This is a genomic window from Rhizobacter sp. OV335 (genome assembly GCF_900142965.1).
Taxonomy (GTDB): Bacteria; Pseudomonadota; Gammaproteobacteria; order Burkholderiales; family Burkholderiaceae_C; genus Rhizobacter.
The window spans coordinates 127,609-153,045 of sequence record NZ_FRCQ01000011.1 but is presented as its reverse complement, the minus strand read 5'-3'; the positions used below and the strand labels follow the sequence as shown (position 1 = coordinate 153,045).

At 69.1% G+C, this 25,437-nt stretch carries 20 protein-coding genes; 12 read left to right on the top strand and 8 right to left on the bottom strand.

What is annotated here, in order from left to right:
• The first annotated feature begins 60 nt into the window (after positions 1–60).
• The 4 genes from hmgA (at position 61) to BUE42_RS13930 (ending at position 4,937) form a co-directional block, all read left to right on the top strand.
• Positions 61–1,362, top strand: coding sequence for a homogentisate 1,2-dioxygenase (gene hmgA / locus BUE42_RS13945; RefSeq protein ID WP_073465709.1), 1,302 nt, complete (start codon positions 61–63; stop codon positions 1,360–1,362).
• Positions 1,359–2,699: a fumarylacetoacetase gene (gene fahA / locus BUE42_RS13940; RefSeq protein ID WP_073465708.1), complete on the top strand. Its 1,341-nt coding sequence runs from the start codon at positions 1,359–1,361 to the stop codon at positions 2,697–2,699. Before hmgA ends, fahA begins: the two co-directional genes overlap by 4 nt.
• A gap of 107 nt (positions 2,700–2,806) precedes the next feature.
• Complete coding sequence (locus BUE42_RS13935) at positions 2,807–4,303, top strand: Do family serine endopeptidase (protein ID WP_073465707.1); 1,497 nt, start codon at positions 2,807–2,809, stop codon at positions 4,301–4,303.
• 187 nt (positions 4,304–4,490) lie between these two features.
• On the top strand, positions 4,491–4,937 hold the full coding sequence (locus BUE42_RS13930; protein WP_073465706.1) for a hypothetical protein: 447 nt from the start codon (positions 4,491–4,493) through the stop codon (positions 4,935–4,937).
• A 12-nt stretch (positions 4,938–4,949) separates the two neighbouring features.
• Here BUE42_RS13930 and BUE42_RS13925 read toward each other — a convergent pair whose 3' ends face one another.
• Genes BUE42_RS13925 through kynB form a run of 4 tightly spaced genes read right to left on the bottom strand, consistent with a single transcriptional unit; the run spans position 4,950 to position 8,264 of the window.
• Positions 4,950–5,402: a VOC family protein gene (locus BUE42_RS13925; protein WP_073465705.1), complete on the bottom strand. Its 453-nt coding sequence runs from the start codon at positions 5,400–5,402 to the stop codon at positions 4,950–4,952.
• A gap of 44 nt (positions 5,403–5,446) precedes the next feature.
• A complete protein-coding gene (gene kynA, locus BUE42_RS13920) occupies positions 5,447–6,343 on the bottom strand; it encodes a tryptophan 2,3-dioxygenase (RefSeq protein ID WP_073465704.1) in 897 nt (298 codons plus the stop codon).
• Positions 6,340–7,629, bottom strand: coding sequence for a kynureninase (kynU, locus tag BUE42_RS13915; protein ID WP_073465703.1), 1,290 nt, complete (start codon positions 7,627–7,629; stop codon positions 6,340–6,342). Before kynU ends, kynA begins: the two co-directional genes overlap by 4 nt.
• A gap of 11 nt (positions 7,630–7,640) precedes the next feature.
• Positions 7,641–8,264: an arylformamidase gene (gene kynB / locus BUE42_RS13910; protein ID WP_073465702.1), complete on the bottom strand. Its 624-nt coding sequence runs from the start codon at positions 8,262–8,264 to the stop codon at positions 7,641–7,643.
• 151 nt (positions 8,265–8,415) lie between these two features.
• Between kynB and BUE42_RS13905 the strand changes: the two genes are divergently transcribed.
• The 7 genes from BUE42_RS13905 to BUE42_RS13875 all read left to right on the top strand — a co-directional run bounded on the left by BUE42_RS13905 (position 8,416) and on the right by BUE42_RS13875 (position 16,249).
• A complete protein-coding gene (locus BUE42_RS13905) occupies positions 8,416–10,782 on the top strand; it encodes a bifunctional salicylyl-CoA 5-hydroxylase/oxidoreductase (protein WP_073465701.1) in 2,367 nt (788 codons plus the stop codon).
• Positions 10,779–11,666 (top strand): SDR family NAD(P)-dependent oxidoreductase, encoded by an 888-nt coding sequence (locus BUE42_RS13900; protein ID WP_073465700.1) that lies wholly within the window; start codon positions 10,779–10,781, stop codon positions 11,664–11,666. Before BUE42_RS13905 ends, BUE42_RS13900 begins: the two co-directional genes overlap by 4 nt.
• The gene (locus BUE42_RS13895; RefSeq protein ID WP_073465699.1) at positions 11,663–12,196 is read left to right on the top strand and encodes a MarR family winged helix-turn-helix transcriptional regulator; all 534 of its coding nucleotides are present in this window, start codon (positions 11,663–11,665) and stop codon (positions 12,194–12,196) included. The genes BUE42_RS13900 and BUE42_RS13895 overlap by 4 nt, the downstream gene beginning before the upstream one ends.
• A complete protein-coding gene (locus tag BUE42_RS13890) occupies positions 12,193–13,044 on the top strand; it encodes an enoyl-CoA hydratase family protein (protein WP_073465698.1) in 852 nt (283 codons plus the stop codon). Before BUE42_RS13895 ends, BUE42_RS13890 begins: the two co-directional genes overlap by 4 nt.
• Positions 13,044–14,186: an acyl-CoA dehydrogenase family protein gene (locus BUE42_RS13885; protein ID WP_073465697.1), complete on the top strand. Its 1,143-nt coding sequence runs from the start codon at positions 13,044–13,046 to the stop codon at positions 14,184–14,186. The genes BUE42_RS13890 and BUE42_RS13885 overlap by 1 nt, the downstream gene beginning before the upstream one ends.
• Position 14,187: 1 nt before the next feature.
• Positions 14,188–15,792: an AMP-binding protein gene (locus BUE42_RS13880; protein ID WP_073465696.1), complete on the top strand. Its 1,605-nt coding sequence runs from the start codon at positions 14,188–14,190 to the stop codon at positions 15,790–15,792.
• Positions 15,793–15,853: 61 nt separating this feature from the next.
• Complete coding sequence (locus BUE42_RS13875) at positions 15,854–16,249, top strand: RidA family protein (protein WP_073465695.1); 396 nt, start codon at positions 15,854–15,856, stop codon at positions 16,247–16,249.
• On the opposite strand, the gene BUE42_RS13870 is transcribed toward BUE42_RS13875, so the two are convergent.
• Both BUE42_RS13870 and BUE42_RS13865 read right to left on the bottom strand, forming a co-directional pair.
• On the bottom strand, positions 16,250–17,344 hold the full coding sequence (locus BUE42_RS13870) for a catalase family protein (protein WP_073465694.1): 1,095 nt from the start codon (positions 17,342–17,344) through the stop codon (positions 16,250–16,252).
• 97 nt (positions 17,345–17,441) lie between these two features.
• Positions 17,442–20,345 (bottom strand): C1 family peptidase, encoded by a 2,904-nt coding sequence (locus BUE42_RS13865; RefSeq protein ID WP_073465693.1) that lies wholly within the window; start codon positions 20,343–20,345, stop codon positions 17,442–17,444.
• Positions 20,346–20,448: 103 nt separating this feature from the next.
• On the opposite strand from BUE42_RS13865, the gene BUE42_RS13860 reads away from it, so the two are divergent.
• Positions 20,449–22,077: an MFS transporter gene (locus BUE42_RS13860; protein ID WP_073465692.1), complete on the top strand. Its 1,629-nt coding sequence runs from the start codon at positions 20,449–20,451 to the stop codon at positions 22,075–22,077.
• Here the strand turns inward: BUE42_RS13860 and BUE42_RS13855 are convergent.
• Complete coding sequence (locus tag BUE42_RS13855) at positions 22,074–23,912, bottom strand: leucine-rich repeat domain-containing protein (protein WP_143171490.1); 1,839 nt, start codon at positions 23,910–23,912, stop codon at positions 22,074–22,076. The two genes, BUE42_RS13860 and BUE42_RS13855, sit on opposite strands and share 4 nt — an antisense overlap.
• 69 nt (positions 23,913–23,981) lie before the next feature.
• On the bottom strand, positions 23,982–25,385 hold the full coding sequence (locus tag BUE42_RS13850; protein ID WP_073465690.1) for a Fic family protein: 1,404 nt from the start codon (positions 25,383–25,385) through the stop codon (positions 23,982–23,984).
• Positions 25,386–25,437: the final 52 nt, after the last annotated feature.

Sequence of the window (25,437 nt, the reverse complement as noted above, 5' to 3'; positions counted from 1 at the left end):
GTGAATTCAGATATGTAGAATCAGTTAGACAGTAACGAATTCGTCGGCGGAGATCAAGCCATGGCACCCACGGACCCCTTGCGCTACCAGAGCGGCTTCGGCAACCAGTTCGCGAGCGAGGCGGTGCCCGGCGTGCTGCCGCTCGGCCGCAACAGCCCGCAGAAGGCGGCGCACGGCCTGTATGCCGAGCTGCTGAGCGGCAGCGCGTTCACCGCGCCGCGGGCCGAGAACCGGCGCACCTGGATGTACCGGCGCCAGCCGTCGGTGGTGGTCGGCGGCTACGCGCCGCATGCGCAGCCGTGGTGGAAGAGCGGTGCGGCCGAGGGCGTCGACGCGCCGCCCGACCCACTGCGCTGGGCGCCGACGCCGGTGCCCGACGCCGCGGCCGAGCCGCTCGATTTCGTCGACGGGCTGCGCAGCATCGTCGTCAATGGCGATGTCGATGCGCAGACTGGCATGGCCGCGCACATCGCCTTCATGAACCGCTCGATGACGCAGCGCGCCTTCGTCAATGCCGATGGCGAGATGCTGCTGGTGCCGCAGCAGGGCTCGCTCACGATCACGACCGAGCTCGGCGTGCTGCAGGTGGCGCCCGGCGAGATCGCGCTGCTGCCGCGCGGCATGGCGTTCAAGGTGGCGGTCGACGGGCCGTCGCGCGTGTATGTGTGCGAGAACCACGGCGCGCATTTCCGCTTGCCGGAACTGGGGCCCATCGGCAGCAACGGCCTCGCGAACCCGCGCGATTTCCTGGCGCCGGTCGCCGCCTTCGAGCAAGACGCGGCGCCGCACGAGCTGATCAAGAAATACGGCGGCCGGCTGTGGTCGGCGCGCAGCGCGGCCTCGCCGTTCAACGTGGTCGGCTGGCACGGCAACCTGGTGCCGCTGAAGTACGACACCGCGAACTTCATGACGATCGGCTCGATCAGCTTCGACCACCCGGACCCGTCGATCTTCACGGTGCTCACGTCGCCGAGCGACACCCCGGGCACGGCGAATTGCGACTTCGTGATCTTCCCGCCGCGCTGGCTGGTGGCCGAGGACACCTTCCGCCCGCCCTGGTACCACCGCAACCTGATGAGCGAGTTCATGGGGCTGGTGCACGGCCAGTACGACGCCAAGCCGGAAGGCTTCCGGCCCGGCGGTGCGAGCCTGCACAACTGCATGGTGCCGCACGGCCCGGACGCCGATGCGTTCGAGCGCGCGTCGAACGCGCCGCTCGCGCCGCACAAGCTCGACAACACGCTGGCCTTCATGTTCGAGAGCCGCTACCGCTTCCGTCCCACCGAGTGGGCAATGAAGGGCGGCGCGCTCGATGCGGCCTATGCCGACTGCTGGCGCAACCTGAAGGACGGATTCCAATGAGGACCCTTGAAACCGCGCCCGACCTGAGCGGTCTCGATGACACGCACGACGCGGGGCTGCGCAGCTGGGTCGCGTCGGCCCAGGATCCGCTGACCGATTTCCCGTTGCAGAACCTGCCGCTCGGGCGCTTCCGGCGCCGTGGCAGCGACGAGCCGCTGCGCGGCGGTGTGGCGATCGGCGATGCGGTGCTCGACCTGCGCCTCGCGCACGAGCTGTGCCCGTGGTCGCCCGAGGTGTCGCGCCTGCTGGAGCCGCTGGCGCGCGGCGAGCTCAACGCGTTCATCGCGCTCGGCGCGGCCGCGCGGCGCACGGTGCGCGCGGCGTTGTCGAATGCCTTGCGCGAAGGCTCCGACGACGAACCGTGGCTGCAGTCCTGCCTGGTGCCGCAGGCCCAGGCCGAGATGGCGATGCCATGCGAGGTCGGCGACTACACCGATTTCTATACCGGCATCCACCACGCGACGGCGGTCGGCAAGCTGTTCCGGCCGGATCAGCCGCTGCTGCCGAACTACGAGTGGGTGCCGATCGGCTACCACGGCCGCAGCTCGTCGCTGCAGGTGAGCGGGCAGGCCTTTCACCGGCCGCGCGGGCAGTACAAGACAGACGCCTTGGTGCCGGTGTTCGGCCCGTGCCAGCGGCTGGACTACGAGCTGGAACTCGGTGCGATCGTCGGCCCCGGCAATGCGCTCGGCGAGCCGATCCCGATGGCGCGGGCCGAGGAGCACCTGGCCGGGCTGGTGCTGCTGAACGACTGGTCGGCGCGCGACGTACAGGCCTGGGAGTACCAGCCGCTCGGGCCCTTCCTCGCGAAGAACTTCGCGACCACGCTGTCGCCGTGGATCGTCACGATGGAGGCGCTGCAGCCGTTCCGCCGGCCGTTCGAGCGGGCGGCTGATCGACCGCAGCCGCTGCCGCACCTCGACGGCGACGCCAACCGCGCGCAGGGCGCGATCGACATCGTGCTGGAGGTGTGGCTGCAGACGCCGGCGATGCGCGCGCGTGGCGAGGCGGCGGTGCGGCTGATGCAGTCCAACTTCCGCGACGCGTACTGGACGCTCGCGCAGCTGGTGGCGCACCACAGCAGCAACGGCTGCAACCTGCGGCCCGGCGACCTGCTGGGCAGCGGCACGCAATCGGGGCCGTTGCCGGAGCAGGGCGGCTCGCTGCTGGAGTTGACGCAAGGCGGCAAGGCGCCGATCACGCTGCCGAACGGCGAGACGCGCCGCTTCCTGCTGGACAGCGACAGCGTTGCGCTGCGGGCGTTCTGCGAGCGCGAGGGGCAGCGGCGCATCGGGTTCGGTGAATGTGTCGCGACGGTGCTGGCGCCGCGGTCTTAACCTTCGCCTCACCGAGCCCTAACCCACCGCTAACCCACGGCGCGCCGCGCGGCCCTATCGTTCGTCCTATGCGGAATCCTCCGCGACGCTTGTCCCCAGGAGATCACATGAAGATGAAGTCGTTGACCGCTGCCCTCGCCGCAGCCGGGGTGCTGGCCGCCGGATCGGCCGGCGCCTTCAGCCTGACGCCCGAGTGGTTGAAGAGCAAACCCGAGGCGAAGCCTGTCGCCGTCTCTACGGCCACCCCGCCGGCCCCGGTGCCGCTGGTACCCGCCCAGGTGCCCAACTATCGCGCGATCGTCGCCACCTCCGGCCCGGCCGTCGTCGGCGTCACCGTGGCCGGCCTGCACAAGGCCTCGGCCGAGGAACAGCAGCAGCAAGGCCTGCCGCCCGGTGCCGAGAACGATCCGTTCTTCCAGTTCTTCCGTGGCCTGCCGGGCTTCCAGCAGCGTGGCCAGCGCGGCAACCCGTCGGTGCCGTTCCGCGGCCAGGGCTCGGGCTTCATCATCAGCGCCGACGGCCTGATCCTGACCAACGCCCACGTCGTGCGCGAAGCGAAGGAAGTGACCGTCAAGCTCAGCGACCGCCGCGAGTTCTCGGCCAAGGTGCTGGGCTCGGACGCCGCCACCGACATCGCGGTGCTGCGCATCCAGGCCAAGGACCTGCCGATCGTGCGCCTGGGCGACCCGCAGAACATCGAGGTCGGCGACCCGGTGCTCGCGATCGGCGCGCCCTACGGCTTCGAGCAGACCGCCACCACCGGCATCATCAGCGCGAAGGGCCGCTCGCTGCCCGGCGACGCGGTCGTGCCCTTCATCCAGACCGATGCGGCGGTGAACCCCGGCAACTCCGGCGGCCCGCTGTTCGACGGCAGCGGCGCGGTGATCGGCATCAATGCGCAGATCTACTCGCAGACCGGCGGCTTCCAGGGCCTGAGCTTCGCGATCCCGATCAACGTCGCGCTGAAGGTCAAGGACCAGATCGTCGCGACCGGCCGCGCCACGCACGGCCGCCTGGGTGTCGCGGTGCAGGACGTGAACCAGAGCCTGGCCGAGTCGTTCGGCATGAAGCGCCCGGATGGCGCGCTGGTCGCGAAGGTCAGCAAGGACAGCGCGGCCGAGAAGGCCGGACTGAAGCCGGGTGACGTGATCACCGCGGTGAACGGCGACCCGATCGTGCGCTCGGGGGCATTGTCGAGCCGGATCGGCCTGGCGGCGCCCGGCGACAAGGTGAAGCTGTCGGTGTGGCGCGACCGGGCCGAGCGCTCGATCGACGTGAAGCTGGGCGGTGCCGATCCGGATGAAGACGTCGCGTCCGCCAATGGCGGCGACCAGCAGGGCGTGCAGCTCGGGTTGTCGCTGCGCCAGCTGACGCGCGAAGAGAAGCGCCAGAGCAAGCTCGAGCAGGGCCTGGTGATCGAGAACGTCGACGGCCCGGCGGCGCGCGCCGGCATCGAGGCGGGCGACGTGCTGCTGGCCATCAACGGCAAGCCGGTCACGTCGATCGAGCAGGTGCGGGCCGTGATGGCCGGCAAGCCGAAGAGCGTGGCGCTGCTGGTCGAGCGCGATGGCGAGCGGATCTTCGTGCCGGTGAACCTGGGCTGACCGGGTTCTCGCTGCCTGGCAAAAGCCGACCCGCGGGTCGGCTTTTTCTTTTCTTACAGAGAAAGGCCTCTGCACTGACACGCCCGCGCGCTGATGCCTGTCCGGTAGCGCCGGCATCGTCCCAGGCACATGCGCCACGGCAAGCAGTCCAATGAAGCTCACTTTCATGACAAGAAAGGACGTCATCATGAACAGCCACAAGTCCCTGCTCGCCCCGATCGCTGCCGCCCTCGCCATTGCGTCCGGCACCGCCGTGTGGGCCCAGGACGACCGCGCCCCGCTGCCGCCCACCAAGCAGGCCGGCGACATCACCTACGTGACGGGCGGCGTGGCCTACGAGGAAGTGCCGGCGTTCAAGGACGCCAAGCGCGACTACCCGCTCGCCATCGAGATCTACGAGAAGGCCGGCTCGAAGAACCAGTTCACCGCCGACACGCAGGTCAAGCTGATGGACAGGGAAGGCGACGTCGTGTTCGACGCGCAGGCCGACGGCCCCTACATGCTGGTGAAGGCGCCGCCGGGGCAGTACAAGATGGAAGCCACACTGAACGGCAAGACGGTCACCAAGCAAGTCACCGTGAACTCGCGCGGTACCGCCAATCCGGTGGTGGTGTTCCCGCAGGGCACCGACTGACCCACGCACCGCTCACTGCGCTGACGGGTCCGTCATCAGCGCGGTGTAGCGGCGCTGCATTTCCTCGTGCGTGAGCTGCTCGATGCTGTGTCCGATCAGCCATTCGTGGCCGAACGGGTCGCGCAGCTTGCAGCTGCGTTCGCCATAGAACTGGTCGGTCGGCGACATCAGCACGGTGGCGCCGGCCGCCACCGCCTGGTCGAGCACCGCGTCGGCGTTGTCGACATGCAGGTGCACGCTGGCGTAGCTGGTCGTGCCGCCCACCGGCGGCGCTTCAATGCCGTACTCGGGGAACGCGTCCGACAGCATCAGCACCGACGGGCCGAGTTGCATTTCGGCGTGGCCGATGCGCCCGGAGGGTTCGGTCAGGCGGAATACTTCCTTCGCACCGAAGGCCTGTGCGTAGAACGCCATCGCGGCGGCGGTGTCGCGCACGCGCAGGTAGGTGAACACTTCGTGGATCATGTCGACTCCTTGTGTCTCGAACGCCTCCCGGATTGGCATCCGGGCTACAAATTCGTGCGCAATCTCCAGATCTCGGGGAACAGCACCACGTCGAGCATCTTGCGCAGGTAGCCGACGCCGCTGGTGCCGCCGGTGCCGCGCTTGAAGCCGATCACCCGCTCCACCGTCGTCACATGGCGGAAGCGCCACAGCCGGAACGCATCCTCCAGGTCGGTCAGTTCCTCGCCGAGCTGGTACAGGTCCCAGTGCTGCTGCGGCGCGCGGTAGGCCACCAGCCAAGCCTGCTCGACGCCATCGTCGCAAACATACGGCTGCGACCAGTCCCGCTCCACATGCGAGGCCGGCACCGGCAAGCCGCGCCGCGCCAGCAGCCGCAGCGCTTCGTCGTACAGCGACGGCGCGCGGTACACCGCCTCGACGCGCGCCAGGATCTCCGGCGTGTGCGCATGCGGCTTCAGCATCGCGGCGTTCTTGTTGCCCAGCATGAACTCGATGCAGCGGTACTGCCAGCTCTGGAAGCCGCTGCTGTTGCTCAGGTACGGCCGGATCGCCGAGTACTCCGGCGGCGTCATCGTCGCGAGCACGTCCCACGCATGCACCAGCTGCTCCATGATCCGGCTCACGCGCGCCAGCATCTTGAACGCGGTGCCCAGGTCGTCGCTCGCGATGCGCTGCACCGCGGCACCCAGCTCGTGCAGCATCAGCTTCATCCACAGCTCGCTGGTCTGGTGCTGCACGATGAACAGCATCTCGTTGTGCTCGGGCGAGAGCGGGTGCTGCGCATTCAGGACCTCGTCGAGGTGCAGGTAGTCGCCATAGCTCATGTCGCGCGAGAAATCGAGCTGCGCGCCTTCCTCGCGGACAATGCGCTCACCCGCGCCTTGCTCGCCCGCGCCTTGATCGCCCGAGGCGTCGCCGGATTCGTGGTGCGGGCAGCTCATGTCACCGCCGCGCGCTGGTTGAAGCGCGCCTGTTGCCATTCGCCGGTCTGCAGCACCTGCACCAGGTGCTCGACCGCGTCCCACACGTCGATGAACCGGGTGTACAGCGGCGTGAAGCCGAAGCGCAGGATGTCGGGCGCCCGGAAGTCGCCGATCACGCCGCGCGCGATCAGCGCCTGCATGATCGCGTAGCCGTCCTCGGCGCGCGCGAAGCTCGCCTGGCTGCCGCGCTGCGCCGCATCGCGCGGTGTCTGCAGCGTCAGGCCGTGGCCGGCGCAGCGCGCCTCGACCAGCGCGATGAACAGCTCGGTCAATGCGATCGACTTGCGGCGCAGCGCCGCCTGCCCGCCGTGCGCCTCGGCCGCGAGCATCGTGTCGACGCCGCACTCCAGCGCGGCCAGCGACAGCACCGGCGGCGTGCCGCAGACGAAGCGCCGGATGCCGGCGGCCGGGTGGTAGTCGGGCGTGAACATGAACGGTGCCGCATGGCCGAGCCAGCCCGACAGCGGCTGCCACAGCTGCTCGGCGTCCATGCGGGCGGCGATCATCGAGTGCATCCAGACGAAGGCCGGCGCGCCCGGGCCGCCGTTCAAGTACTTGTAGCCGCAGCCGACCGCGAAGTCGGCCGCGCCGGCGCGCGGGCCGCTGCCCTTCAGGTTCACCGGCACCGCGCCGGCCGAGTGCGCGAGGTCCCACACCACCAGCGCGCCGGCGGCATGCACGGCGAGGTTGGTCTCTTCCATGCGGTGCATGCGGCCGGTGCGGTAGTTCACGTGCGTCAGCATCAGCACCGCGAGCCGGTCGTCGATCAGCGCCGGGATCTCGTCGGCGTCGGCCAGCACCAGTTCGAAGCCGCGCTGCCGCGCGAGGCTCTCGGCGATGTACAGGTCGGTCGGGAAGTTGAAACGCTCCGAGACGATGCGCTTGCGGCCCGGCGTGTCGCGCTGCGCCAGGTCGAGCGCGGCCGACAGTGCCTTGAACAGGTTCACCGAGGTCGAATCGGCGACGATCAGTTCGTCCGGCCCTGCCCCCAGCAGCAGCGCGATCTTGTCGCCGATGCGCTGCGGCAGGTCGATCCAGCCGGCGGTGTTCCAGCTCTTGATCAGGTCGCGGCCCCATTCGGCGGCGGCCACCTGCTGCACGCGGGCCGCGGTGGCGCGCGGCAACGCGCCGAGCGAATTGCCGTCGAGGTAGATCACGCCATCCGGAAGGTCGAACAACTCGCGCAGCGGCGCCAATTCATCGCGGTTGTCGAGTGCGAGGCAATCTTGTCGTGTCGTCGTCATGCAGGGGTCTTTCAGAGTTCGCGCAGCACGGCGCGCACCGGCGAGGCACAGGCCAGCATCAGCTTCAACGGCAGCGCGATCAGTTCGTAGTCGCCGGCTGGCACGTCGTCGAGCACCAGGTTCTCGAGCACGCGCAGGTCGTGCGCCAGCAGCTGGTGGTGGCTGTCCAGCGTCTTGCTGTCGGCCGGGTCGACCGACTGGCTGTCGATGCCCACCAGTTGCACGCCGCGGTCGGCCAGCCAGGCGATGGTCTCGGGCGCGAACGAAGTGAACTCCGGCGACCACGCGGTCGGCGCCTTCAGCACGCTGCGCACCAGCACGCGCGGCGGCAGGTCTGCGGCGAACGGCACCAGGTGCTCCGGCCGCACCAGCGCGCCGATGCCGATCGCATGGATCACGCGGCAGCGGCCCAGGTAGGGCGCCAGGTCGACCGCGCCGATCGCCGGCGCGTCGTCGCCGTAGTGCAGCGGCGCATCGGCATGCGCGCCGATGTGGGGCGACATCGTGATCGCGCTCAGGTTGACCGGGCAGCCCGGGCCGATGCGCGCGGTCCAGGCCTGCGAATACGCCTCGTCGCCGGGGAACAGCGGCGAGTCGGGCGCGATGGGTGGGGAGATGTCCCAGAGCTTTTTCACGGCCGGAACAGTAGCACCGCCGCCGGCCTCGTGGTGTCGGTAATTTCAGACATCGCATCGCCGGATGGAGATACTTGACACCTGAAATATCAAGGTCTAAATTGCGCCAGCGTGGCGATTCCCGCCGCGGCGCCCCGGAGTTCACACAACCATGCGCATCGCCTGCATCGGCGGCGGCCCGGCGGGCCTGTACTTCGCGCTGCTGATGAAGAAGCAGGACCCGTCGCACGAGGTCACGGTGATCGAGCGCAACCGCGCCGACGACACCTTCGGCTGGGGCGTCGTGTTCTCCGACCAGACCCTGGGCGCGGTGCAGCGCACCGACCCGAAGAGCGCCGCGCAGGTCCTCGACGCCTTCAACCACTGGGACGACATCGAGGTGCACTTCAAGGGCGAGGTGATCCGCTCGTCCGGCCACGGCTTCTGCGGCATCGGCCGGCGCAAGCTGCTGAACATCCTGCAGGACCGCTGTGCCGAAGAGGGCGTGCTGCTGCGCTTCGAGACCGACTGCGCCGACGACACCACCGTCGACGCCGACCTGGTGATCGCCTGCGACGGCCTGAACAGCCGCATCCGCAGCCGCTACGCCGCCACCTACGAGCCGGATGTCGACACCCGGCTGTGCCGCTTCGTGTGGCTCGGCACGCACAAGCGCTTCGATGCGTTCACGTTCGCGTTCGAGCGCACTGCATGGGGCTGGTTCCAGGTGCACGCCTACCGCTTCGATGCCGATACGTCGACCTTCATCGTCGAGGCGCCCGAGCCGGTGTGGCGCGCCGCGGGCCTGGCCGACATGGGCAAGGAAGAGAGCATCGCGTTCTGCGAGAAGCTGTTCGCGAAGATCCTCGACGGCCAGCCGTTGATGTCGAATGCCGCGCACCTGCGCGGCTCGGCGCAGTGGATCCGCTTTCCGCGGGTGGTCTGCAAGCGGTGGATCCATCACAACGGCCGTGCGCCGGTGGTGCTGATGGGCGATGCGGCGCACACCGCGCATTTCTCGATCGGCTCGGGCACCAAGCTGGCGTTGGAGGATGCGATCGACCTCGCGGCCGCGATCGCCGCTCATTCCGGTCCACATCTCGGCGCGCTGGACCAGGCGCTGTCGACCTACGAGGCGCAGCGCAGCATCGAGGTGCTGAAGATCCAGAACGCGGCGCGCAATTCCACCGAATGGTTCGAGAACGTCGAGCGCCATGCGCTGCTCGATGCGCCGCAGTTCGCCTATTCGCTGCTGACGCGCTCGCAGCGCATCTCGCACGAGAACCTGCGGCTGCGCGATGCGGCCTATGTCGGCGGCTACGAGCAATGGCTGGCCACGCGTGCCGGGCTCGACGGCACGCACGCCGTGCCGCCGATGTTCACGCCGTTCACGCTGCGCGGTGTGACGCTGAAGAACCGCGTCGTCGTCTCGCCGATGGCGCAGTACAGCGCGGTCGACGGCGTGCCGGGCGACCACCACCTGGTGCACCTGGGCGCACGCGCGCTGGGCGGCGCCGGGCTGGTGTTCGCCGAGATGACCTGCACCTCGCCCGACGCCCGCATCACGCCCGGCTGCCCGGGGCTGTACACCGATGCGCAGATGCTCGCGTGGAAGCGCATCGTCGATTTCGTGCACCAGGGCAGCAGCGCGAAGATCGCGATGCAGCTCGGCCATGCCGGCGCGAAGGGATCGACCCGCGCGCCGTGGGATGGCGAAGACCTCCCGCTCGCCGCCGACAACTGGCCGCTGATCTCGGCCTCGCCACAGCAGTACCTGGACGGCGTCAGCGACTGGTCGCGGGCGATGACGCGCGACGACATGGACCGCGTCACCGCCGATTTCGTCGCGGCCACCAGGCGTGCCGCGCAGGCCGGCTTCGACTGGCTGGAGCTGCACTGCGCGCACGGCTACCTGCTGTCGTCGTTCCTGTCGCCGCTGACCAACCAGCGCACCGATGTCTATGGCGGCGAGCTGGCGAACCGGCTGCGCTACCCGCTGGAGGTGCTGGCGGCGATGCGGGCGGCGTGGCCGGCCGACAAGCCGCTGTCGGTGCGGATCTCGGCGCACGACTGGGTGCCGGGCGGTAACACGCCGGAGGATGCGATCGCGATCGCGCGGGCGTTCAAGGCAGCGGGGGCCGACCTGGTCGACGTGTCGTCGGGGCAGGTCAGCCCGCAGCAGAAGCCGGTGTACGGGCGCATGTACCAGACGCCGTTCGCCGAGGCGATCCGCAACGAGGCCGGCATCGCGACGATGGCGGTCGGCGCGATCTTCGAAGCCGACCATGTGAACGCCATCATCGCGGCCGGTCGCGCCGACCTGTGCGCGATCGCGCGGCCGCACCTGGCGAACCCGGCGTGGACGCTGCTGGAGGCCGCGAAGATCGGGCATGTCAACGGTGTCGGTGCGGACTGGCCGCGGCAGTACCTGTCGGGCAAGTCGCAACTGGAGCGCAACCTGGAGCGCGAGCGCGCGATGGCGGCGCAGACGGCGGGGCTGTCAGCGCAAGAGCAGGCGAACCTGGCGCAGGGCGTATGAGCACGCTGACCGGGTTGCATGCGGTGGTGACGGGTGGGGGCAGCGGGATCGGCGAGGCGATCGCGGCGGCGCTGCTGCGCGAGGGCGCGCGGGTCACGGTGATGGGGCGAAGCGAGGCCCGGCTGCTGCAGGCACGGGAGCGCTTGGCGGGCAGGGCTTCGACAGGCTCAGCCCGACCCTTCGACAAGCTCAGGGCGAACGGGGGAGGAGCCGGAGCGAACGGGGGAGCGGCCGGAGCGAACGGTGGGGAATCCGTTCGGGCTGAGCCTGTCGAAGCCCTGCCCGCGATCCACGTGTGCGCCGTCGACGTCACCGACTCCGCCAGTGTCGAACAGGCCTTCGACTTCGCCGGCCCCGTCGACCTCCTGATCAACAACGCCGGCCAGGTCGAGAGCCAGCCCTTCTCCCGCACCACGCTCGACCAATGGAACCGCCTGCTGCAGGTCAACCTGACCGGCACCTTCCTGTGCACACAGCAGGTGCTGCCCGGCATGACCGAGCGCGGCTTCGGGCGCATCGTCAACATCGCGAGCACCGCGGCGCTGAAGGGCTACGCCTACGTCGCCGCGTACTGCGCCGCGAAGCACGGCGTGCTCGGGCTGACGCGTGCGCTCGCGCTCGAGGTCGCGCGCAAGGGCGTCACCGTCAACGCGATCTGCCCCGGCTACACCGACACCGACATCGTCGCCCGCGCCGTCGAGCAGATCGCCAGCAAGACCCAGCGCAGCGCAGAGGCGGCGCGCGATGCGCTCGCCGCTGCCAACCCGCAAGGCCGCCTGGTGCAGCCCGACGAAGTCGCGCAGGCGGTGCTGTGGCTGTGCCGGCGCGAGTCGGCCAGCATCACCGGCCAGGCGATCGCGGTGGCCGGCGGGGAGGTGATGTGATTTCCGAAGTCAGCGATCTCGAATCCCGCGTCATCGACGATCACCATCAAGCCCTCAAGCTGTGGCTGCGCCTGCTGTCCTGCACCAACCGCGTCGAGTCGGTGATTCGCAACCGGCTGCGCAGCGAGTTCGCGACCACGCTGCCGCGCTTCGACCTGCTGGCGCAGCTGGAGCGCGAGCCGGCCGGCCTGACGATGGGCGAGCTGTCGCAGCGCCTGATGGTGACCGGCGGCAACGTGACCGGCATCACCGACCAGCTCGAGGCCGAAGGCCTGGTGCGCCGTGCGCCGCACCCGGGCGACCGGCGCGCGTTCGCGGTGCAACTGACAGCCTCCGGCCGCCGCCAGTTCCGGCGCATGGCGGCCACGCACGAGCAGTGGGTCGTCGAGCTGTTCGCCGGCTGGTCGGCCGACGAGAAGACCCAGGTGCAGGACTTGCTCTCGGTGCTGAAGCGGCACCTGGCCGGCGTCGACAGCGCGCTGCCTGCCAAGCCCTTGAAGAAGACCCGAACCAAGGAGAAGACCCCATGACGCGTGCGATGGATTCCCACCTCGCGGCCGGCAACCGCCAAGGCGCGGCCGCGATCGCGCCGCGGCAGGTCAGCTGGGCGCTGCACGGCCGCGTCGGCGTGATCACGCTGAACCGGCCCGAGCGCAAGAACCCGCTGACCTTCGAGTCGTACGCCGAACTGCGCGACCTGTTCCGCACGCTCGCGCAGGTCGACGAGGTGCGGGCGATCGTCGTGCAGGGCGCCGGCGACAATTTCTGCTCCGGCGGCGACGTGCACGAGATCATCGGCCCGCTGACGAAGATGACGATGCCCGACCTGCTGGCCTTCACCCGCATGACCGGCGATTTCGTGAAGGCGATGCGGGCCTGCCCGCAGCCGATCGTCTCGGCGATCGACGGCGTGTGCGCCGGCGCCGGCGCGATCATCGCGATGGCGTCGGACCTGCGCGTCGGCACCTCGCGCAGCAAGACGGCGTTCCTGTTCTCGCGCGTCGGGCTGGCGGGTTGCGACATGGGCGCCTGCGCGCTGCTGCCGCGCATCGTCGGGCAGGGGCGGGCGTCGGAGCTGCTGTACACCGGGCGTTCGCTGGGGGGCGAGGAGGCGCTGCAGTGGGGTTTCCTGAATCGGGTGAGCGAACCCGCTGCGCTGCAGGCCGATGCGCTGGCCTGGGCGAGCGAGATCGCGGCCGGGCCGGGCTTCGCGCATGCGATGACGAAACGCATGCTGCATCAGGAATGGGCGATGGGCGTCGACGAGGCGATCGAATCCGAGGCCCAGGCGCAGGCGATCTGCATGATGACGCAGGATTTCCACCGGGCGTACGAGGCGTTCGCGGCGAAGGCCAGGCCTGTCTTCGAGGGCGACTGATGAGTGCGCACCTCGACTGGCCGTTCTTCGAGCCGCGCCATCGGGCATTGGAAGCGGCGCTGTCGCGCTGGTGCACCGAGCACCTCGCCGACGTGCCGCACGATGATGTCGACGCCACCTGCCGCCGCCTGGTGAAGCAGCTCGGCGAGGCCGGCTGGCTGCAGCACGCCATCGCCGCGAAACCCGGCGACGCGATCGACACCCGCGCGATCTGCCTGCTGCGCGAGACGCTGGCGCGCCACCACGGCCTGGCCGATTTCTCGTTCGCGATGCAAGGCCTCGGCGCCGGCGCGATCTCGCTCGACGGCACCGCCGCGCAGCGCGAGCGCTACCTGCCGCGGGTCGCGCGCGGCGACGCGATCGCGGCATTCGCGCTGTCCGAGCCCGAGGCCGGCTCCGACGTGGCGGCGCTCGCCTGCGCGGCGCGCGACGATGGCGACGCCTACGTGATCGACGGCGAGAAGACCTGGATCTCGAACGGCGGCATCGCCGACTTCTACGTGCTGTTCGTGCGCACCGGCGAAGCCCCGGGCTCGCGCGGCATCACCGCGCTGATCGTCGATGCCGACACGCCGGGCCTGCAGATCGCCGAGCGCATCGCCCTGATCGCACCGCACCCCTTGGCAAGGCTGCGCTTCAGCGGCTGCCGCGTGCCGAAGACGCAGCGGCTCGGCGAAGCAGGCCAGGGCTTCAAGCTGGCAATGCGCACGCTCGACATTTTCCGCACCTCGGTCGCGGCGGCTGCGCTCGGTTTCGCGCGGCGCGCGCTCGACGAGGCGCTGCAGCGCGCGACGACCCGCAAGATGTTCGGCCAGACGTTGGCCGATTTCCAGATCACGCAGGCCAAGCTCGCGCAGATGGCGACCACCGTCGACAGCGCCGCGCTGCTGACCTACCGCGCTGCATGGCAGCGCGACCAGGGCCGCAACGTGACGCGCGAGGCCGCGATGGCCAAGCTGGCCGCCACCGAGGGCGCACAGCAGGTCATCGATGCCGCGGTGCAGCTGTGGGGCGGTGCCGGCGTCGTCAGCGGCAACACGGTGGAGACGCTGTACCGCGAGATCCGTGCGCTGCGCATCTACGAAGGCGCCACCGAAGTGCAGCAGTTGATCATCGCCCGAGAGCTGTTGAAAGGAACGTGAGATGTCCGCGCACGTCGACACCTTTGCCCGTGATCACCTGCCGCCGCGCGATCAATGGCCCGAGCTGGTGTTCGACCTGCCGGAACTGCAGTTCCCCGCCGAGCTGAATTGCACGGCCGAGTTGCTGGACCGCTGGGTCGACGAGGGTCTTGGAGATCGGCTGTGCGTGCAAGGGCAGGGCGTGCGCTGGACCTACGCGCAGCTGCAGGCGCAGGCCAACCGCATCGCGCACGTGCTGGTGGACGACCTCGGCCTCGTCAGCGGCAACCGTGTGCTGCTGCGCGGGCCGAACTCGCCGATGCTGGCCGCCTGCTGGTTCGGCGTCGTGAAGGCCGGCGGCATCGCGGTCGGCAGCATGCCGCTGCTGCGCGCGAAGGAGCTGGTGCAGATCGTCCACAAGGCCGAGATCAGCCATGCACTGTGCGACGTCCGGCTGGCCGACGAACTCGCGCAGGCCGGTCCGCCCTGCCCGACGCTCGCGCACGTGCTGCACTTCATGACCGAACGCGATGGCAGCCTCGAAGCACGCGCGGCCACCAAGCCGGCCCGCTTCGACACCGTGCGCACCACGGCCGACGACACCTGCCTGATGGCCTTCACCTCGGGCACGACCGGCGCCCCGAAGGCGACGCTGCATTTCCACCGCGACGTGATGGCCGCCTGCGCCTGCTGGCCGCGCCACGTGCTGCGGCCGACCGCCGCTGACGTGTTCATCGGCAGCCCGCCGCTCGCGTTCACCTTCGGGCTCGGCGGCCTGCTGCTGTTCCCGCTGTCGGTGGGCGCGTCGACGGTGCTGATCGAACGCCCGGGGCCGGATGCGCTGCCGGCCGCGATCGCGCAGTACCGCGCGACCACGCTGGTGACCTCGCCGACCGCGTACCGCGCGATGGCCGGTCAGCTCGCCGCGCACGACCTGTCGTCGCTGCGCCAGTGCGTGTCGGCCGGCGAGGCGCTGCCGGCCGCGACGCGCCAGCTGTGGAAGGACGCGAGCGGCATCGAGATCATCGACGGCATCGGGTCGACCGAGCTGCTGCACATCTTCATCTCGCACGACGAGTCGCATGCGCGGCCGGGCGCGACCGGCACCGTGGTGCCCGGCTACCGGGCCTGCGTGGTCGACGATGCCGGCCGGCCGCTGGCGCCGGGGCAGGTGGGGCGCCTCGCGATCAAGGGGCCGACCGGCTGCCGCTACCTGGCCGACGAGCGCCAGCGCCAGTACGTCAGCGACGGCTGGAACCTGACCGGCGATGCCTACCTGCAGACCGAGGACGGCTACTTCGTCTACCAGGCGCGCACCGACGACATGATCATCTCGGGCGGCTACAACATCGCCGGGCCGGAGGTGGAAGCGGCCCTGCTGCTGCACCCGGCGGTGGCCGAGTGCGGCGTGGTCGGCGTGCCGGACGACGAGCGCGGGCAGATCGTCAAGGCCTTCGTCGTGCTGCGCGCCGGACAGGTGGGCGATGCGGCGATGGCGAAGGCGCTGCAGGATTTCGTGAAGCAGGCGATCGCGCCGTACAAGTACCCGCGCGCGATCGAGTTCTGCGCCGCGCTGCCGCGCACCGAGACCGGCAAGCTGCAGCGCTTCAAGCTCCGTTCGGGCTGAGCCCCCACCCCGTTCGGGCTGAGCCTGTCGAAGCCTGCGTACACAAAGAGGAGACATCAGGATGAACGTGCTGCAACCCCCCGGCTGGCTCCCCCCGCGCGGCTATGCGAACGGCGTGGCCGCCGAGGGCGTGCTGGTGTTCGTCGCCGGCCAGATCGGCTGGAACGAACGCTGCGAGTTCGAGAGCGACGATTTCGTCGACCAAGTGCGGCAGGCGCTGCGCAATGTCTGCGCGGTGCTGGCCGAAGGCGGCGCGACACCGCAGCACATCGTGCGCATGACCTGGTACGTGCTGGACCGCGCCGAGTACCTGGCGCGCGGCCGCGAGGTCGGTGCGGTGTTCCGCGAACTGGTCGGCAGCTACTCGATCGCGATGAGCGCGGTGCAGGTCAGCGCGCTGATGGAGCCGCGGGCGCGCGTCGAGATCGAGGTCACGGCCGTCGTGCCGCGGGCCTGATCAGGGCGGCAACTCGTCGGCGGAGCGCGGCTGCGCCATCCGCACGCCGTTGTGCTCGGCCCGGAAACGCGCCGACATCTCGTAGACCCGCTTGCGCACCCGCATCACCGCGCCCAGCGGCCGGTGCGCCGCGAGGCCGTGCCACGGGCTGAACGACATGCCGTCGTCGATGGCCGCCGAGCGCGTCTCGGTCCACGCAAGCTGCGGCCGCATCACGATGCGCGCGACGGTGACGAACGGGCTCTGGTCCTCGGGCCAGCGCACCGACGCATCCTCGATCGGCATCGTCTGCAGGTCGGTGCACAGCTGCACGCGCAGCTCCCACTCGCCGCCGGCCCGCGCGAAGTGCGACAGCACCGCATCGCGCAAGGCCTGCGGCCGGTCGTGCATCTCGACGTGGGCGCCGGTCAGCGCCTGCAGTTCCGGCGACACCGGCACCACCTGCACCTTGCCCATGTACGGCCCCCACAGCATCGGCACCTGGCTGAAGTAGGTGTCGCCCAGCGGGTTCGTCTGCGGGTGACCGCCGAGCGCCTTCAGCGTGCCGCTTTCGAGCCCCACCTGCTCGATCGCCCTTTCGGCACCGCGCAGCACCGCCGACATCGCCTTCTTCAGCGTCGGCACGCGGTCGGTGGTGGCCGCGAGCAGCTTCAGCCCGGCCAGGAACTGCTTCGGCCCGGCCGAGCCGAACACCGGGCCGTTGACCAGCACGAAATCCTGCGTGAACTGCCCTTCGCTGCCCGGCAGCCGCACGCCGTCGACACCGATCAGCTTGATCGCCATGCCGCGCGGCGTCGACACCGCGTCGTCCAGGATGTCGCCGGGGATCGTCGACAGCCGCATCACCAGCGGCCACTCGCCGGGCGCCGCGAACGCGCCCTGCGCATACGCCGCCGGCAGCCCGGCCGGCACGCGCAACTCGCCGCGCAGCAGGCCGTGGCTCTTGGCGTGCACGCCGCGCAGGCCGTGGCCCGAATGCGCCCAGGTGGTCTGGGCGATCTCTCGCATCGTCTTGATCATCTGGTCGCAGGTCTCGGACTCGTCCTCCTCGGCGTGTTCGAAGGACGCGTCGTACGGGATCGGCGTGATGTTCATGGCGCGATGATGGACGCCACGCCGGACACCCTGCGTCGGACGCCGAACTGAATGCCTGTAGGAGCAGGCCTCCCTGGCCGTGCGTCCTGGTGGTGCGTCAATACCCTCGCAGGTCGTCCACCTTCAGCGCGAGTTCGTTGCCGCGAATGCGCTGCAGCGTGCGCGTGACGACCTCGATGTCGTTGTCGAAACCGCCATGCGACGCCCGCACCAGCACCGGTTTGCCGTCGCTGCCGATCGCCGTCTCGATGCGGTCGCTGGTGACGAGCTGCGTGCGCGCCGCGAGCTTCGCATCGGCCGCGGCGGCGCGCCAGGTCGCCAGCGCCTCGCCGGTGTCGGACGAGCCGTCCCAGCCGGCGAACGCGGTGTCGTTGACGGCATCGAGCCCGAGGATCGGCGTGCGCAGGTCGGTCTCCAGCGCGTTCGACACCAGGTACAGCAGCGACTTGCGGTAGATCGACGCGACGTTGTCGTCGCGCTCGACCTTGTCGGACAGCACGTCCAGGTGCAGCCGCTCCATCACCTGCGGGTTGCCCGCATAGTGCTGGTTCGCGAACGCGACGGTGCAGGCCGGCGCGTACAGGTTGACCGACGCGAGGCGCTGCGCGAGGCCGTCGTCCCGACCGGCATGCTGGCGCGCCGTGAGGGCGCTGAGAAAGTGGCCGAGCGCGATCGAGCCGGCCGAGTGGCCGACCAGGTGCAGCTCGAACTGCGCGCCCCAGGTGGCGGCCAGCGACTGGACCGCGTCCAGCAGCAGCTCGCCGCCATGGCGCGGCGCGAAGGCCAGCTGCGCGTTCTCCTTCATCTCGCTCCAGATCGGCTTCGCGAGCGGGCGGCCGATGGTCTTCTCGATCAGCAGGTCGGTCTTGTCGGTCAGCCATTCGCCGGCGCCGGCGCGCGCCGGTTCGCGGTGGAAGGCATCCGACAGGATGTCGCCGATCGATTCGAGCATGCCCGTCTTCCACACCAGGAACAGCGGGTAGCAGCCGTTGCCGAGCAGGTAGCGGCCCATCGCAGCGGCCCGCTTGACCGCATCGGCCTCGCTGTTCAGGCCGCCGTGCACGTAGAGCAGCAGCCTTTTCGGTCCCGATCCGGGGCCGTCGGACTGGCTGCGGAACCACTGGTCGGGCAGCGCGTAGGCCTGCTGCTGCAGCTTGCGCGGCTGTTCGTCCTCGGTCAGGTAGCGGCTGACGCGGCCGTCGTTGCCGAGCACCACGCTGTGCCGGTAGGCGAGGGCGGTGTCCCACCAGCCGTTGCGGTTCGCATCGCTGCGCTTCGCGCCGGTGCCCTGGGCGCCCGGCTGCGACACCGCGAGTCGCCCGGCCACCACGCCGGGCACGCCGAGCGCGACCACCCAGGCGTCCATGCCGTTGGCGAGCCAGTCGAGGTACGACAGCGTCGCGAAGCCGCCGGCGCCCCAGTCGCTGCCCCAGGAGTTCTGCAGCACGAAGCCGCGGTCGTTGAAGCCGACCAGCGCGAAGGCATGGCCGCCGTCTTTCGACGGCCGGCCGTCGAATCCGATCAGCGGCAGGTCGGCATGGCCCTTCGGTTCACCGGCGACGTCGGGCACGCCATCCCAGCCGTCGTGCGTGAAGGCCGAGACGAAGACCGCGCCGTGCTGCGCGATGGCGGCCTGCATGTCGGTGATCGACTGCGTGTCGACGCGGTAGTAGACGCCGAGCGTGTTCTGCGTGGCGCGCGTCGCGAAGCCGTAGCGCGCGGTGTCGGACTTGTCGGCCTGGTAGGGCCAGTCCTTCTCGAGGCACACGCCGTTGTTGAACCAGCCCTTCAGCGCGCCGCGGCAGCTCGAGCCTTCGTAGTTCTCGCCGTCGTACTCGTCGTACCGGCGGGCCAGCGTGTAGAGCATGCGCGGGCTGACGGATTCGAAGCGGGCCGGCGTCTTCGCCTTCAGCCAGCGCAGGTAGTTGATGACGCAGCCCAGGCCGAAGCCGGTGCAGGCGCCTTCGCTGCCCTGGTTCAGGATCAGCCCGGCCTTGGCATAGCCGGGCAGGAAGCGCTGCACGACCTCGGCACCGGGGAATTCGTCGGGCAGCGTCAGGGCCGCGGGCATGTACTGGCGGTCGCGCAGGTCGGCGGTGTCCTTCTTCGTGCGCGAGACGCGGTGGGTGCTGCCGGCGGGGCGGCGGGTCTTGGGCGCTGCGCGCTTGGCTGCGCCCGCTCCGGCGGTCGCCGGCGCATGCGCGGCGGCGGCGAGCTCGAACACGCTGCGGAAGGCGTCCAACCCGTGCGCGCCGCCGTTGACCAGCTTGCGCGCCGCCGCGAGATCGCCCTTTCCGACCGCGGCGCGGAACTTGTCGGCCTTGTCGAACAGGAACTGCGCCAGCACCACCGCGGCCACTTCGGGCGCGTTCGCCTTGTCGGGGTCGGCATCGAGCGCGAGGCCGATCACCTCGCCGTAGTGCTTGTAGTTCGCCTTGCCGGTCAGCTGCACGAAGCCGCGGCCCTTGTAGCGCGCGCCATCGCCGGCCGCGCCGTTGCCGATGTCGCGGCGCAGGTCGTAGCTGCTGAACGGTGCGCCGCCCGGTGGCGTGTTGAAGCGCGACTGGAACTCGGCGATCGGAACGAAGCCTTCGGTCTCGGCGCGGATGGTGCCGAGCGCGCCCAGCACCATCGGCCGGTCGACCAGGCCGGCCGCGCGCAACGCTGCTTCGACATACGGCAGGTAGCGCGCGATGTTGGCCGGCTTGGTCGCAGGGAACAGCTGGCTGACGAAGCCGACCGTCAGCACCGGGTCGGTCGGCGGGCCTTCGTCGGCGAGCTTCAGCAGCATCTGGCAGCGCGGACCGACGATGCCGTCGGCAATGATGCCGATGCCGGCCTGCCAGCGGCGGATCGCGGCGTCGAAGCCGTCGTCGATCGAGGAGGCGGCGCTGGTCAGCACCGGGAAATCCGCGGCATCGGGACCGAGCTCGGTGGCGAGCGCCTGCGCGAGGCGAGCCACGTCCGGACCGGACGCACCCTTGGAGATCAAGAGCTTCATGGGCTCCTCCGTGGTGGTTGAGACTGCGTGATCAGTATCGGGCGCTGCCGGTCTACGTCCATCCCACATGTGATGGACGCGGTGGCGGTGCTACCGTTGCGGGATGTCCAGCACGCCTGCTATTCCACCGGTCGTTCCGCCGCCTGCCGCGCCCTCCGCTTCGGCCTGGGCGCCGCTGTCGCTCCCGGTGTTCCGCATGCTGTGGGGCACCTGGGTGGCCGCCAACGTCTGCATGTGGATGAACGACGTCGCCGCGGCCTGGCTGATGACCTCGCTGACGACCTCGCCGGTGCTGGTGGCGCTGGTGCAGTCGGCGTCGACGCTGCCGGTGTTCCTGCTCGGGTTGCCGAGCGGCGCGATGGCCGACATCCTCGACCGCCGGCGCTACTTCATGCTGACCCAGGTGTGGGTGGCCGTGGTGGCGGTGGTGACCTGCACGACGATCGCGTTCGATGCGATGAACGCGCCGCTGCTGCTGGTGCTGACCTTCGCGAACGGCATCGGCCTCGCGATGCGCTGGCCGGTGTTCGCGGCGATCGTTCCGGAGCTGGTGCCGCGCTCGCAGCTGCCGTCGGCGCTGGCGCTGAACGGCATCGCGATGAACGCGTCGCGCATCATCGGGCCGATCGTGGCCGGCGCGATCATCGCGAGTGCGGGCAGCGCGTGGGTGTTCGTGCTGAACGCGCTGCTGTCGATCGGCGCGGCGTTCACGATCAGCCGCTGGAAGCGCGAGCAGAAGGCGAGCACGCTGCCGGGCGAGCGCTTCCTCGGCGCGATCCGCGTCGGCGTGCAGTACGTGCGCCAGTCGGCGCGCATGCACGTGGTGCTGCTGCGGGTGTCGATCTTCTTCCTGCAGTCGACCGCGCTGCTCGCGCTGCTGCCGCTGGTGGCCAAGCGGCTGCACGGCGGCGGTGCCGGCACCTTCACGCTGCTGCTGGCGTCGATGGGTGCGGGCGCAATCGCCGCGGCGCTGAACCTGCCGCGCATCCGCCAGCGGCTGGGGTCCGACGAGCTGGTGCGCTGGGGCTCGTTCGTGCAGGCGCTCGCGATGGTGGTGGTGGCGCTGGCGCCGAGCGTGGCGGTGGCCGCGGTGGCGATGGTGGCGGCCGGTGCGGCCTGGATCTCGGTTGCCAATTCGCTGACGGTGTCGGCGCAGCTCGCGCTGCCCGACTGGGTGCGGGCGCGCGGCATGTCGATCTACCAGATGGCGCTGATGGGCAGCAGCGCGGCCGGCGCGGCGCTGTGGGGCCAGGTGGCGGCGATGAGCGACGTGCGCAGCAGCCTGATGGCCGCGGCGGCGGTGGGCTGCGTGGCGCTGCTGCTGACGCGGCGGGTGCGGCTGTCGGCGGTGGCCGAGGAAGACCTGACGCCGGTCAACACGCTGAAGCCGCCGGTGACCGCGTTGCCGCTGGACCCGCATGACGGGCCGGTGCTGATCGCGATCGAGTACCGGATCGACCCGGTGCGCGCCGGCGAATTCCTGCACGTGATGCAGGAGCGGCGCAGCAGCTGCCTGCGCCGCGGCGTGCTGTCGTGGAGCCTGTTCCGCGACACCTCCGACCCGGCGCTGTATGTGGAGCAGTTCGTCAACGAATCATGGGCCGAGCATCTGCGGCACTTCGAACGGATGACGGTGTTCGACATGGAGCTGCGCGAGCGGCGGCTGGGCTTCCATGTGGAGCAGTCGCCGCCGAAGGTGACGCGGTATGTGGCGCAGGGGTTGGGGTCTTAGTCGTTCTTTGTCGGTGGCTTCTTGAAGAAGTTGCGTACCTCCAAGGCCGCCTTCTTGACGTTTTCGACTGTCTTTTTTCTACGCAGGCTTTCGGCTTCAGTCTGCATCAACTGGTCCTTAAGCGAGGGGAGAAAGTCGCGTGACTTCTTCTGGAACTTCCACCTGCTCTTTTGTTCTGCGAGAAATTCATCGTCGAAGCGGCAGGTCATGAGCAGGTGTGCTTGATCCTGCTGCGCACGCCATCGATGTATTTGGGCCTCGCGGATGGTCTTCTCCAGCGCATCGCCGTCGGGCCGACCAGTCTGGACCAATAACGTCAAGGCCTTCTTTTCGTTCTTCGAAAGCCTTCCCTGCCGGAGCCTTTCGGACAGCTTGAAACACAGCGAATCTGCCAGCTCGCTGGTTCCGAACGCAAAGGCCGAGAAGGTCATCAAGCCCTTCAGGCGCTCGAAGTGCGCGCTGCGCAACATTGCTGCCGGCGGACCCAGCCCGGCCGTCTTCTTGTTGATGCGCGACAGAGTGTTCAATGTCATGAGGGAACCGCCTGGTGGCGAGCGATCGGTCAGCAGCGGGAGGGCGATTTCAGAAATGACGTCGCCCGGCAAAAGCTTGCCTTCCAGGGCAGAGGCAAGAAGCCGACGCGTGACGTCTCGAAATTCAGTCCCGGAGAGAAGTCGGTGGGATGCATCTTTTCGTCTCAGATACGCGGAGGTTCTGTGGAGCACCTTGCCGGTCTCGCGCTCGATGAGTTCGCCGGATTTTGTCTCGGCCCTGTTGTCGACGACCAGGCTGAAGTCGATGTCGATCTCGATGTTTTTCCACTCCGAACCACAGAGGGTCATCACCTCCTCGAATTCAGTGAAGCTCTGCACATGAAGAGAGGGGGACATGTGAACGCATTTCAGCGAGGGGTAGCGGGCGACGAATTCGCTCAGCGATTTGACAGCCCCTTCGGGGAAGAGTCGCTGCCCGGGGCCAGTGCGTCCAACGATGCTCACGGTGGTGAGCGGCCGTGCCGCACTCCCGGGGCTGTCCGGATCGAGCGGATCCTTCTCGCCCAGAGACGCGAGCAGATGAGCCAGCGAGGCCAGGTCCCCGGAACTCAGATGAAGTTCAACCAAAGATCGACATCCCCTCAGGCCTTCGCCCATCACCTCGGCTTGTTTCTTCGTCAAGTCGGGCACGCCGAGCTTGAAGGCGACCAGTTCCGTGTTGCGAGCGAGGCCCGCCGCCAGTGCGGGGATCCACTCCTCGGCATCGGTCACCTTGGGCTCTGAGATGCTCAGCATCGCCAAGCCCTGCAAGCCGCGCAATTCCCGTGCGAGTGACATCGCGGCATCGCGACAGAGGGTGCAGCCGTGCAGGTTCAGCTCGAACGGGGCCGTGCGCTTTTCCCTCAGGACATCGCACAACTCAGCGATGCACTCCGTGGTGAGTTCACACCCCGACGCGAACTCGATCTGGTGAACCTGCGGCAGATTCTTCAGGCACCTCGCGACGATGCCAGCGCCCTCGACGATGCCTTGCAGGCGCTTGAGCATGAAGCTGTTCACGACCTCACAAAAGAGATCTTTGTCGCCTGCGACAAGGCATTGCTTGGCGAACCACAACGCGCAGGCGGGATGCAGAACCGGGTGGTGTTTGGTGAATGCCTTGTACTTGGCTCGCGTTGCCTTGTCGGCGTTGGAGATGTCGATTCCATGAGCACCACTCAGCTTGCTGATGAGCGCCGTTCCATCGACGGAGGGGGGCTGTACTTCGTTGATGGAATCTTGCGCCGTGCCCGCAGACGACGGAGTGCCGTTGCGCGGACTTGAAAGGATGCCGGTCGACATGGTGTCCCCTTTTGGTCAGGAAAGGGGGTGAGTAACAGCCGCCTCGAAATGGTTCAACCGTCGACGCGCTCAGGCGTGACCCTTGTTCCCCTCCTGCCAGGCCGCGAACTCCAGTGGCCTGAGGCCGAAGCGAACGGCATTGCCTGCATGCAGGCTCTTGAACTCGCCGAGGACCAAGTCGACGAAGTGATCTTGCTCGCTCGCGTCGACCGTCGAAGGGATCCTGGCCCGCACCGTTGACGCGGTGACCGCATCGCCGCCGCGCACGATGCCCGCGACTACTTCGCTCAACGCCCTGCGATGTCGAAGCCGGAAGACATCCGGCGGGACCAGGTCCCGAATGACCGCGACATAGTGCTGGCACGAATGCCCGTAGGCCGAGACGAAGACGTCGCGCAGCAGTTCGATGCGGTTCAGTTCATAGACCCCGAGCAGCCCGTCCACGTAGTCTTGCTGCGGTACCTCGATGAACGACAGCGGGCACAGGTTGTGGCGGATGAACGGGATGTTGGCGGCCAGCCGGGACACGCGCTTGTTCACGTCCTCGAAGGGTTGCAGGTAGGGCACGTGCACCATCAGGAAGAAGGCCTGCTCGAAGGGATCGCGGATCTCCGCGGCCGTCTGCACGACGATGTCGAACAGGGCCTCCAGTTGCTGTTGCGGGCTTGGCGGCAGGTACACGCTGCCGCCGATCCCGACGCCTCGGCGTCGGATGCGGCCCACGGCCGACGGGTCGGCCATCAGGCCGTCCGACAGCAGCGCGTGCAGCGTGATGAGCGTGTCCGGCTTCATGCTCGCGCGTTCCGGGTCTCGCACCAGGTATTCGATGGCCTCCTTGTGGTTGAGGATCATCTGGGTTTCCAGCGCGTCCTTGCCTTCGGCGGCCTGGCCGAACTCGATCAGCCGCTCGGTGTCTAGGCGGCTGTAGGTGTTGCCTTCCAGCCGGGAGGAAGCCCATGAGAGGTCGATCAGCAGCCGGGCGAGGATGTCCTTGGCAAACGTGCCGGCCGGCGCCTGCTCCGAGGGAGATTGCCCCATGGCGTGCAGCCGGTCGCGCAAGCCTTGCGGCAGGTAGGCCGTCTGGTTGGGGAGGTAGTCCTCCAGGAACGAGAGGTTGTAGCCCACCGGCCGGCGCTGCAGGCGCGGCAGGTGGACGTAGGCCCGGATCTCTTCGCCTTCCGGAGATATGGACGCCGTGGCCGCGGCGATGGCGCGGGACCTGTCGGTACGGCCGTAGGTGGGAAGAGGTTCGGCTACCCCGATAGGTCGTGCCAGGTAGCGCGTCGACCGCCCGTCACCCTGCGTGACGATGCGGTTCTGCTCGACGAGCGCGGCCAGGCGGCGCTGCAGCGTCCGGCGCTTCACCGGCTCGTCCAGCGCTTGGGAAATCGCGTCCAGGCCAATGCCAGCGGGATGCGCGGCAATCAGTGCGGCCAGGCGGTCGAACTCCTGTTGTGGCGTGATTCGTGGCATTCGCGTCAATTCCTGGGATGGAATCGCGCCAGTATTGCGCCACTCGAAGTGG